Here is a 10,520-nt window from a genome sequence, read left to right as displayed (position 1 = left end):
AGGTGCATATTACGCTTTCCCGCTGAAGAGTCAACCTTTTTCTCTTGCGAGACGCGGTGTTTTCACCGGGTTGCTTCTTCCTGGCTGGGCGACTGCTTCGTCGTTGTTCCCGGTCAGTGGAGGCGCATTATAGGGAGTTCTCAGAAGGGCGCAACCCCTAAATTCAAAAAACTTTTCAAGCGTTCAAAAAACCAGCCAAAACGTCATTTATGGGTGTTTATTGAGCAAAAAAGGACGGTTTTAAGAGTTTTGCTAGAAGAAAACCCGTCAACCAGGCTAAAGCCAAACAAAAGGGGGCGGTAAAAACCGCCCCCTTCTATATGGCTACCAACAACTACTTTTATTGCTTGGCAACGATATGGTCGTTTTCCACATCCAGCGTCACCGGTTTGCCCGGGATCAACTTGCCAGACAAGATTTGCTGTGCCAGCGGGTTTTCGATTTCCTGCTGGATAGCACGTTTCAACGGCCGCGCACCATACACTGGGTCGTAACCCGTTTTGCCCAACAGCTCCAAGGCCGGCTCAGTGATGCTGACTTCATAGCCGCGTTCTTCCAGACGCTGGTACAGACGTGCCAACTGGATCTTGGCAATCTGCGCGATATGTTTCTGGCCGAGCGGATGGAACACTACCACTTCGTCGATACGGTTGATGAATTCCGGACGGAAATGTTGGCTCACCATCTCCATGACCGATTCCTTCATCTGTGGATAGCTCATCTGACCGAAATGCTCCTGGATCAGATCGGAACCCAGGTTAGAGGTCATGATCACCACGGTATTACGGAAATCAACGGTACGACCTTGTCCGTCTGTCAGACGTCCGTCATCCAACACCTGCAACAGGATGTTGAACACGTCTGGGTGCGCTTTTTCCACTTCATCCAGCAGGATCACTGAATACGGACGACGGCGCACCGCTTCTGTCAGATAACCGCCCTCTTCATAACCGACATAACCCGGAGGCGCACCCACCAGCCGCGATACGGAGTGTTTCTCCATAAACTCGGACATGTCGATACGCACCATCGCATCATCACTATCGAACAGGAACCCAGCCAACGCCTTACACAGCTCGGTTTTACCCACCCCGGTAGGCCCCAGGAACAGGAACGAACCGATCGGCCGGTTAGGATCGGAAAGACCGGCACGGCTACGGCGAATGGCGTTGGACACCGCGTTCACCGCTTCATCCTGGCCAATCACCCGTGAGTGCAGTTCCTGCTCAAGACGCAGCAGTTTGTCGCGCTCGCCTTCCAGCATTCTGGCCACCGGGATACCGGTCGCTTTTGCCAATACTTCGGCAATTTCGGCGTCGGTAACGCGGTTACGCAACAGCTTCATGGTCTTGCCTTCCGCCTGCGTGGCCGCCTCAAGCTGTTTTTCCAGCTCAGGTATTTTGCCGTACTGCAGCTCAGACATGCGCCCAAGATCACCTACGCGGCGCGCCTGCTCCAGCGTGATCTTGGCCTGCTCCAGTTCCGCCTTGATATTCTGGGTACCAGACAGTGAAGCCTTTTCCGCTTTCCACTCTTCTTCCAGTTCCGAGTATTCGCGCTCTTTCTGATCCAGCTCGCCACTCAGCATTTCCAGGCGTTTCTTGCTGGCGTCATCCGATTCCTTGTTCAGCGCCTGCTGTTCCAGTTTTAACTGGATGATGCGGCGCTCCAGGCGATCGAGCGATTCCGGTTTAGAATCCATCTGCATACGAATGCTGGAGGCGGCCTCATCGATCAGATCGATGGCCTTATCCGGCAACTGACGGTCGGAAACATAGCGGTGCGATAACGTCGCCGCAGCTACAATCGCCGGGTCCGTGATCTGCACGTGGTGATGCAGCTCATAGCGTTCTTTCAGACCACGCAGGATGGCGATGGTGTCTTCCACGCTCGGTTCCGCGACATAGACTTTCTGGAAGCGGCGCTCTAGCGCAGCGTCCTTTTCTATATACTGGCGATACTCGTTGAGCGTGGTCGCCCCTACGCAGTGCAGTTCCCCACGGGCAAGCGCGGGTTTGAGCATGTTGCCCGCATCCATGGCACCATCGGCTTTACCGGCACCCACCATGGTATGCAACTCATCGATGAATAAAATGATGCTGCCTTCCTGTTTGGAGAGATCGCTCAGCACCGCCTTCAGGCGTTCTTCAAATTCACCCCGATATTTCGCCCCGGCAATCAACGCGCCCATATCCAGGGAAAGCACGCGTTTATGCTTCAGCCCTTCGGGGACTTCGCCGTTGATAATACGCTGTGCCAAGCCTTCAACGATGGCGGTTTTACCGACACCAGGCTCACCAATCAGTACCGGGTTGTTTTTGGTACGGCGTTGCAGCACCTGAATGGTGCGGCGGATCTCTTCATCACGGCCAATCACCGGGTCAAGCTTGCCCTGTTCCGCGCGTTCAGTGAGATCGATAGTGTATTTCTTCAATGCCTGACGCTGATCTTCAGCACCCTGGTCATCCACGCTGTCGCCCCCTCGCATTTGCTCAATGGCTTTGGCTATTTTGTCCGCCGTTGCTCCAGCAGCTTTCAGCAGGTCGGTCAAGTTACCGCGATCTTCAAGCACCGCCAGCACAAACAGTTCGGAAGAAATAAATTTGTCTGCCCGCTTTTGTGCCAGCTTATCGCACAGGTTGAGTACGCGTACCAGTTCGTGTGAGGGCTGAACATCCCCACCGGTACCTTCAACCTGCGGCAGACGAGACAATGCCTGATCGATGTCGGTACGCACTCGCGCAGCATCAATCCCGGCAGAGATCAGTAATGGACGAACCGTGCCCCCATCCTGATTGAGCAGAGCGCTCATCAGATGTAACGGTTCAATAAATTGATTGTCGCGCCCAAGGGCCAAAGATTGGGCATCGGCGAGGGCAAGCTGGAATTTGTTAGTAAGACGATCCAGACGCATAACACCTCCAATGTAGGTCAAAACTGCTACTGGAGATTAAATGAGGTCATCCCTCAAATTTTCAAGGTTATCTCGACACTATATTATGAGTACAACGTCATGCATCAGTGGATCGTCCTAGAGCAGTAGGTTATCTCACCCAGATCAAACTTGCCATACGTCCGGTTGTTCCGTCACGCCGATAGGAGAAAAAATGACTCATTTCGTTCATTGTGCAACGATTACCGCCATAAATGGCGAAAATACCAGCACATTGCAAGCGCTGCCGAGCCAAAAGGTAGAGATCTGCGAGGAATTTTTTACCGTGGGGAGTAAAAGCGACAGCTGCGGCGCTATCAATATCCATAAAAGCCGCACGCACTTCGGCCCCAACTTCGAACCGGGTTGGGCCGATCGCCGGACCTAGCCAGGCAGTGATGTTTTCTGGTGCCGCAGCAAAGCGCTCCACGGTATTTTCCAGCACGCCATGACATAAGCCACGCCAGCCGGCATGCGCGGCGGCAACTTCATCACCCGCTTGTGAAGCAAACAGTACCGGCAGGCAATCCGCCGTCATCACCGCGCAGACCAACCCGGCCACATTGCTGTAAACCGCATCGGCGCGCAAATCTTCAGGAGTCTGGCCATCCAGCGTCAATACGCGAGTGCCATGTACCTGCTCCAGCCACCAAGGCATCTGCGGCAAGCCAGCCGCCGTTACCAGACATTGGCGGTTACTCGCCACGGCTTGCGCATCATCCCCAACATGCTCACCCAGGTTCAGCGAGTCATAGGGAGGGAGGCTGACACCGCCATGACGAGTGGAGCTGCAGGCTGTTACCCCTGCCGGCAGCGGCCAATCGGGTACAATCAGCGAACTCATTACCAATCCATCTGATCTTTGAATTCTTCGGTATCGAGCTTCAGCGCGGCGATCAGATCGACCATATCCTGTGGGATTGGCGCATGCCACTCCATCTGGATGCCGCTGATCGGATGATACAGGCGCAACATGGTCGCGTGCAGTGCCTGACGATCAAAGCCACGCAACGTGTTGATGAAGGCCTCTGACGCCCCTTTTGGCGGACGCGGACGGCCACCGTAGAGTTGATCACCCACCAGCGGATGGTTGATATACGCCATATGCACACGGATCTGGTGCGTACGGCCGGTTTCCAGGCGCAAACGTAAGCGGGTATGGGCGCGGAAATGCTCCATGATGCGGTAATGGGTCACCGCGGGTTTGCCCATTGGGTGCACGGCCATATGAGTGCGCTTGGTTGAATGGCGCGCAATCGGCTGTTCCACGGTGCCGCCAGCGGTCATGGTGCCAATCGCCACCGCTTCATATTCACGGGTGATCTCACGCTCCTGCAATGCCTCTACCAGACGGGTTTGCGCTGGAACGGTTTTGGCAACCACCATCAGGCCAGTGGTATCTTTGTCCAGACGGTGGACTATACCGGCACGCGGTACGTCGGCAATGGCTGGGAAATAATGTAACAATGCATTTAGTACGGTACCATCCGGATTGCCCGCACCAGGATGCACCACCAGATCGCGAGGTTTGTTGATCACCAGAATATCGGCGTCTTCATAGACGATATCCAGCGGGATATCTTGCGGTTCCCAACGGGCCTCTTCTTCTATCTGTGCATCAATGGCGACCGTTTCTCCCCCCAGAACCTTCTCTTTCGGTTTGTTTATCGTTTTGCCATTGACCTGTACCCTGTCTTCCAGGATCCAATCTTTTATGCGCGATCTGGAATAATCAGGGAACAATTCGGCCAAAGCCTGATCTAAACGTTGTCCAAGTTGAGTCTCGGCCACCGTTGCGGTGAGTTGTACTTGTTGTGCCATATGCAGCTTCTTCGTTAACGTTGGGTTTTCACGGCGATGCCGTTTAATATAATGTGCTATTGTAACTGGTCTTTTGTCGGGAGCTTAACGGACAGTCTCCCGGAATAACACCCTGAGGATAATCTAAACGTCATGACGCGTATGAAATATCTGGTGGCGGCAGCCACGTTGAGCCTGGCGCTGGCAGGTTGCTCCACATCCAAGGATGCGGTTCCCGACAGCCCGCCTGCGGAAATCTATGCTACTGCCCAGCAAAAACTGCAGGACGGTAACTTTAAGGGCGCGATTACGCAACTCGAAGCGTTAGATAACCGCTATCCATTCGGGCCGTACTCTCAGCAGGTCCAATTGGATCTGATTTATGCCTACTACAAATCTGCCGATTTACCTTTGGCACTGGCCTCTATTGATCGCTTTATGCGTCTGAACCCAACGCATCCGAACATTGACTACGTCATGTACATGCGCGGTCTGACAGATATGGCGTTGGATGACAGTGCGCTGCAAGGCTTCTTCGGGGTTGACCGTTCTGACCGCGATCCACAGCATGCCCGCGCCGCATTCCGCGACTTCAGCCAGTTGGTCCAACAGTATCCGAACAGCCAATACGCGACCGATGCCTACAAGCGTCTGGTATTCCTGAAGGACCGTCTATCCAAGTACGAGCTCTCAGTGGCGGAATACTACACTAAACGTGGCGCTTACGTCGCGGTAGTTAATCGCGTTGAGCAGATGATGCGTGAATTCCCGGATACCAAAGCGACCCGCGATGCACTGCCGCTGATGGAAAACGCCTATCGCCAGTTGCAATTGAATGCTCAGGCCGACAAGGTAGCGAAAATCATCGCCGCCAACGCGTCTTAAGTATTTGAGGCTGGTACAAAAACAAAACGGCAGCTTCGGCTGCCGTTTTTATTTGCTGCAAATTCAACCATTTTCAGGATAAATACACAAACAAAAACACGGTGTTAGCAAGGCTGCACCACCGGTTAACCTATCGATGATGCGCGTTCTGCTGCCAAGACTCAAGCGTTAGATGGCAGTTTCAGACGCTAAATCACAGATTGAGCTAACTTTGCAAAAAGTGACAAAAATATGTGTTTTCCATCACGCATTTCGGCAAAAAGAGCGGTATGCTGGATCTATCCAAGACGGAAAGACAGAGAGGTAAGTTATATGACAGTCAACATTACCAGCAAACAAATGGATATCACCCCCGCAATCCGTAATCATGTCGAAGACCGTCTCAGTAAACTGGAAAAGTGGCAGGCGCAGCTGATCAACCCACACATTGTCTTATCTAAAGAACCTAAAGGGTTTGCCGTCGACGCTACCATTACCACCCCTAACGGCCCGCTGGTTGCCAGCGCCAAACATGAAGACATGTATACCGCCGTTAATGAACTGATTGCCAAACTTGAGCGTCAGTTGAACAAGGTACAACACAAGAGCGAGGCCCGCCGCGCTTATGCCAGCGTGAAAGACCTGGCTCCGGTAATCACGCAGGAAGAAGAGGAATAGCTCTGCAAGTGATTGTTTCACATCAAACGCGCCCGAGGGCGCGTTTTTTGTCTGCCGGTTTCTATTGACACAGTGAAAAGCCAGCGGTTACTTTATCCCCTGATTTACACACACTTTGGAACGCCATGAACCGTAAACCGTTTTTCTTCGCATTCTTTTTTACCTTCCCCTGATTGGGAGGCGTTTCGTCGTGTGAGAAAGAATGCGAAGACGAACAACCAAGCCTCCTCAAGCAGGGGGCTTTTTTTATGGCTATATGACAACCCGCCCCGCTGGGCTTCAAGCTGCGGCTTGCAAGACGACGGGAATAGAAGAATACAAGGCAAAGCTGATTATGACTGATAACCCGTTACTCGTGCTGCGCGAACGCATCAGCGCACTGGATATGAAATTGCTGGCCCTGCTGGCTGAGCGCCGTGAACTGGCAGTTGAGGTGGGCAAAACCAAACTGCATTCGCACCGCCCGATCCGCGATAAAGAGCGTGAGCGCGATCTGTTGGATGCCTTGATCAGCGCGGCCAAACCTTATGACCTCGATGGTTTTTATGTCACCCGCCTGTTCCAGCTGATTATCGAAGACTCCGTGCTGACCCAGCAGGCCCTGTTGCAGCACCAGCTTAACCAGACTAGCCAACATTCCGCGCGCATTGCCTTCCTGGGACCAAAAGGCTCTTACTCACATCTGGCTGCCCGCCAATACGCCGCCCGTCATTTCGATCAGCTCATCGAATGCGGCTGTCAAAAATTCCAGGACATCTTTACCCAGGTGGAAACCGGCCAGGCGGATTACGCCATTTTGCCGATCGAGAACACCAGCTCCGGCTCTATCAACGATGTGTACGACCTGCTGCAACATACCAGTCTGTCAATCGTGGGTGAGTTAACCCTACCGATCGATCATTGCGTGCTGGTAGCCAGTGACACCGATATGCAGCAGATCGAAACCGTTTATAGCCATCCACAACCTTTCCAACAGTGCAGCCAGTATTTGAACCGCTATCCACACTGGAAGATTGAGTATTGTGAAAGTACCGCCGCCGCGATGGAGAAGGTCGCCAAGCTGAACTCGCCAAAAGCTGCGGCACTGGGCAGCGAGGCCGGTGGGGCGCTGTACAACCTGCAGGTGTTGGAACATAACCTGGCTAATCAGCAACAGAACATCACTCGCTTCATTATTCTGGCGCGTAAGGCGATTGAGGTATCCGAGCAGGTTCCGGCCAAAACCACGCTGATCATGGCTACCGGTCAACAATCCGGTGCTCTGGTGGAAGCCCTGCTGGTGCTACGTGACAATGGCATCATCATGACCAAGCTGGAATCACGCCCGATCAACGGTAACCCGTGGGAAGAGATGTTTTACATTGATGTGCAGGCTAACCTGCGTTCTGTCGCGATGGAGAAGGCGTTGAAAGGGCTGACACCGATCACCCGTTCGCTGAAAGTACTGGGCTGTTATCCAAGTGAAAACGTGGTGCCGGTCAATCCGTCTTAAGTAGCAAAAAGGGTTCGGCTATGCCGAACCCTTTTTCATCTATTGACGGCTATCGTTCGCCTGCCGTAGTAAAGAACGGCTCTCAACCAGGAAGCGTTGGGCATAATCACCAAACCAGTGTTCTACCTTCTGGAAGCTTTGAATAAATGCCTGCTTGTCGCCCTGCTCCAGCAGCTTAATCGCCTCACCAAAGCGCTGATAGTAGCGTTTGATCAGATCAATGTTATCTTCCGAAGACATGATGATATCGGCGTACAGCTGCGGATCCTGGGCAAATAGCCGCCCCACCATCGCCAGTTCCAACCGATAGATCGGTGAAGAGAGCGCCAGCAGCTGCTCCAACTGCACGTTCTCTTCGGCCAGATGCAGGCCGTAAGCAAAAGTAGCAAAGTGGCGCAGTGCCTGGATAAAGGCCATGTTCTGATCGTGTTCGACGGCGCTGATACAATGCAAACGCGCGCCCCAAACCTGCAACTGCTCCAACAGCCATTGGTAGGCCTCCGGCTGACGACCATCGCAGTACACCACCACCTGTTTGGCCACGCTGCCAACATCCGGGCCAAACATCGGGTGCAACCCCAGTACCGGGCCGCCATGTACGGCCAGCATCGCCTGTAACGGCCGGTTCTTCACCGAAGCCAGATCGACCAGAATACAGTCCTGCGGCAACGGCGGCAGTTGGGCGATCACCTGCTCGGTGATATGGATCGGTACGCTGACAATCACCATACCGGCATCCGCCAGCAGGCTATCCGCCTGCGGCCAATCCTCTTGATCCAACACTTTGACCTGATAACCCGACAGCGTCAGCAGCCGGTTAAACAGGCGGCCCATCTGGCCATTACCGCCAATAATGACGATAGGGCGCAGCTGTGGGCACAGCGTTTTGAAGCCTTTATCATTCTCACTGGTGTAGGATTCGCGCATCACGCGGCGCAGCACGTCTTCGATCAAATCTGGTGGAACGCCGAGGCTTTCCGCTTCCTGGCGACGAGAGGCCAGCATTGCCGCCTCTCGCTCAGGTACGTAAACCGGTAAACCGTAGTGGCTTTTGACTTCCCCCACTTCCGCCACCAGCTCCAGGCGTTTCGCCAACAGGGCCAGCAGCGCTTTATCCACTTCGTCAATTTGATCGCGCAATGCGGTCAGTTCAGCCACCATAACTCACTACTCTCCAGTGCGTGCCATCAGCGCAGCGCCGAGATCCTGATGCATTTGGCGCAGCAGCGTCTCCGTGCTTTCCCAGTTGATGCAGGCATCGGTCACCGATACGCCGTAGCGCATATCCACACGCGGCTGTTCAGAAGACTGGCTGCCCTCGTGCAGATTGCTTTCCAGCATAATACCGGTGATCGAACGGTTACCCGCTCTGATCTGCTCAACTACGGATTCGGCAACCGCCGGCTGACGGCGATAGTCTTTATTTGAGTTGCCATGGCTGCAATCTATCATCAAGGACGGATGGAGTCCCGCATCCTGCATCTGTTTTTCGCAGGCGGCAACGTGCTCAGCGCTGTAGTTAGGCGTTTTACCGCCGCGCAGGATCACATGGCCGTCTGGGTTGCCCTGGGTTTGCAACAGGCAAACCTGGCCAGCCTGATTGATACCGACAAAACGGTGCGCCATGGATGCAGCGCGCATCGCGTTGATTGCCGTGCCCAGGCTACCGTCGGTACCATTTTTGAAGCCCACCGGCATTGAAAGGCCGGAAGCCATTTCACGGTGCGTCTGAGATTCTGTAGTACGTGCACCGATCGCCGACCAGCTGAACAGATCGCCCAGGTATTGCGGGCTGTTCGGATCCAACGCTTCGGTCGCCAACGGCAGGCCCATACCGACCAGATCCAGCAGCAGGCGACGCGCAATGTGCAAACCTGCTTCTACGTCAAAGGATCCATCCATATAGGGATCGTTGATCAGACCTTTCCAGCCGACGGTGGTTCTTGGCTTTTCAAAATAGACGCGCATAACGATATACAGCTGATCGCTCAATTCAGCCGACAGGGTTTTCAGACGACGCGCGTAATCCAGCGCGGCATCAGGATCGTGGATCGAACATGGCCCACAGACCACCAGCAGACGGTGATCTTGCCCTTTAAGGATATTGGCAATGGTTTGGCGGGCCGTAGCGATTTCCGTTTCATCGTTGGCACTGAGTGGGAACTGGTTCTTCAGCTCTTCCGGGGTGATAAGAACCTGTTCTGCACTGATATGTACGTTGTTGAGCGCGTCTTTTTGCATGATGCTATTCCTGTCGTTTGCCGTTATGCGTGTGCGTAATTAAAACATTGAGCGTTACAGGTGCTACCTTAACCACTCCTTGTAAAGTTTTCAATCCATTTACTGTAAATAAAAAGTTACCCTGTCAGGAAGGGAGGGTTCCAACCCACAAAAGAAAACAACAATACAGGTTAATTTATTGTTTTTGTTAAATAAAGAATAAAACAAATCTACCAGGGCACAGCGAAGGCTCATCAACACCACTTCGAAAAAAATCAGAGCATGTAAATAAAAATGAACACAAAGATAAGCTATTCATTGACACTGATACGCTCAAAAAACCACCTCAACTCTGTGTCGGGGTGTTGCATGCCGCGCCGCATAGCCAACAAGTTCCTTGGCAAAACCGCCCCATCCATCGCCAAATTAAACAACTATAAAACAATTGTCATACATTTAACTGGCAATTGATTTTCATTCTTTATTCATTTGAATCTATATCAGAAATAATAGTAACCCTATTGAATAAATATT

10 protein-coding genes and 1 other annotated feature are annotated in these 10,520 nt (G+C 53.0%); of the genes, 5 read left to right on the top strand and 5 right to left on the bottom strand.

Going from position 1 to position 10,520, the window contains the following annotated elements; translation table 11 throughout:
* Nucleotides 1-303 (top strand): hypothetical protein (locus ABIE29_RS20515; RefSeq protein ID WP_429620812.1); only part of this gene is annotated, 303 nt, incomplete at its 5' end.
* A 37-nt stretch (nucleotides 304-340) separates the two neighbouring features.
* On the opposite strand, the gene clpB is transcribed toward ABIE29_RS20515, so the two are convergent.
* The 3 genes from clpB to rluD all read right to left on the bottom strand — a co-directional run bounded on the left by clpB (nucleotide 341) and on the right by rluD (nucleotide 4,753).
* Nucleotides 341-2,914, bottom strand: a complete 2,574-nt coding sequence (gene clpB / locus ABIE29_RS20510; RefSeq protein ID WP_429620810.1) for an ATP-dependent chaperone ClpB — start codon at nucleotides 2,912-2,914, stop codon at nucleotides 341-343.
* A gap of 130 nt (nucleotides 2,915-3,044) precedes the next feature.
* On the bottom strand, nucleotides 3,045-3,776 hold the full coding sequence (gene yfiH, locus ABIE29_RS20505) for a purine nucleoside phosphorylase YfiH (RefSeq protein WP_429620808.1): 732 nt from the start codon (nucleotides 3,774-3,776) through the stop codon (nucleotides 3,045-3,047).
* Nucleotides 3,776-4,753, bottom strand: a complete 978-nt coding sequence (gene rluD, locus ABIE29_RS20500) for a 23S rRNA pseudouridine(1911/1915/1917) synthase RluD (RefSeq protein ID WP_429620806.1) — start codon at nucleotides 4,751-4,753, stop codon at nucleotides 3,776-3,778. The genes yfiH and rluD overlap by 1 nt, the downstream gene beginning before the upstream one ends.
* A 132-nt stretch (nucleotides 4,754-4,885) precedes the next feature.
* Here rluD and bamD point away from each other — a divergent pair, with 132 nt between their 5' ends.
* The 4 genes from bamD (at nucleotide 4,886) to pheA (ending at nucleotide 7,766) form a co-directional block, all read left to right on the top strand.
* Nucleotides 4,886-5,617, top strand: coding sequence for an outer membrane protein assembly factor BamD (bamD, locus tag ABIE29_RS20495; protein WP_429620804.1), 732 nt, complete (start codon nucleotides 4,886-4,888; stop codon nucleotides 5,615-5,617).
* Between the two features lie 312 nt (nucleotides 5,618-5,929).
* Nucleotides 5,930-6,274, top strand: a complete 345-nt coding sequence (gene raiA, locus ABIE29_RS20490) for a ribosome-associated translation inhibitor RaiA (protein ID WP_248944138.1) — start codon at nucleotides 5,930-5,932, stop codon at nucleotides 6,272-6,274.
* A 124-nt stretch (nucleotides 6,275-6,398) separates the two neighbouring features.
* Nucleotides 6,399-6,524, top strand: a sequence feature (Phe leader region).
* Nucleotides 6,400-6,447 (top strand): pheA operon leader peptide PheL, encoded by a 48-nt coding sequence (pheL, locus tag ABIE29_RS20485; RefSeq protein ID WP_221450498.1) that lies wholly within the window; start codon nucleotides 6,400-6,402, stop codon nucleotides 6,445-6,447. (Overlaps the previous feature by 48 nt.)
* Nucleotides 6,525-6,608: 84 nt before the next feature.
* Nucleotides 6,609-7,766 (top strand): bifunctional chorismate mutase/prephenate dehydratase, encoded by a 1,158-nt coding sequence (pheA, locus tag ABIE29_RS20480; protein WP_429620801.1) that lies wholly within the window; start codon nucleotides 6,609-6,611, stop codon nucleotides 7,764-7,766.
* 39 nt (nucleotides 7,767-7,805) lie between these two features.
* On the opposite strand, the gene tyrA is transcribed toward pheA, so the two are convergent.
* Both tyrA and ABIE29_RS20470 read right to left on the bottom strand, forming a co-directional pair.
* Nucleotides 7,806-8,927 carry a bifunctional chorismate mutase/prephenate dehydrogenase gene (gene tyrA / locus ABIE29_RS20475; protein WP_429620799.1) on the bottom strand — a complete coding sequence of 374 codons (1,122 nt, stop codon included), beginning with the start codon at nucleotides 8,925-8,927 and terminating at the stop codon, nucleotides 7,806-7,808.
* Nucleotides 8,928-8,933: 6 nt separating this feature from the next.
* Nucleotides 8,934-10,007: a 3-deoxy-7-phosphoheptulonate synthase gene (locus ABIE29_RS20470; RefSeq protein ID WP_065686941.1), complete on the bottom strand. Its 1,074-nt coding sequence runs from the start codon at nucleotides 10,005-10,007 to the stop codon at nucleotides 8,934-8,936.
* Nucleotides 10,008-10,520 lie beyond the last annotated feature (513 nt).

Source organism: Serratia sp. 2723 (genome assembly GCF_050434425.1).
GTDB lineage: Bacteria > Pseudomonadota > Gammaproteobacteria > Enterobacterales > Enterobacteriaceae > Chania.
Note: the sequence above shows the minus strand (reverse complement) of the source record. Positions and strands in the feature narration are given on the sequence as shown.

Excerpts from the sequence above, each read along its gene's own strand:
- bamD (WP_429620804.1), top strand. The coding sequence starts at position 4,886 with ATGACGCGTATGAAATATCTGGTGGCGGCAGCCACGTTGAGCCTGGCG.
- yfiH (WP_429620808.1), bottom strand. The coding sequence starts at position 3,776 with ATGAGTTCGCTGATTGTACCCGATTGGCCGCTGCCGGCAGGGGTAACA.
- raiA (WP_248944138.1), top strand. The coding sequence starts at position 5,930 with ATGACAGTCAACATTACCAGCAAACAAATGGATATCACCCCCGCAATC.
- ABIE29_RS20470 (WP_065686941.1), bottom strand. The coding sequence starts at position 10,007 with ATGCAAAAAGACGCGCTCAACAACGTACATATCAGTGCAGAACAGGTT.
- rluD (WP_429620806.1), bottom strand. The coding sequence starts at position 4,753 with ATGGCACAACAAGTACAACTCACCGCAACGGTGGCCGAGACTCAACTT.
- tyrA (WP_429620799.1), bottom strand. The coding sequence starts at position 8,927 with ATGGTGGCTGAACTGACCGCATTGCGCGATCAAATTGACGAAGTGGAT.
- pheA (WP_429620801.1), top strand. The coding sequence starts at position 6,609 with ATGACTGATAACCCGTTACTCGTGCTGCGCGAACGCATCAGCGCACTG.
- clpB (WP_429620810.1), bottom strand. The coding sequence starts at position 2,914 with ATGCGTCTGGATCGTCTTACTAACAAATTCCAGCTTGCCCTCGCCGAT.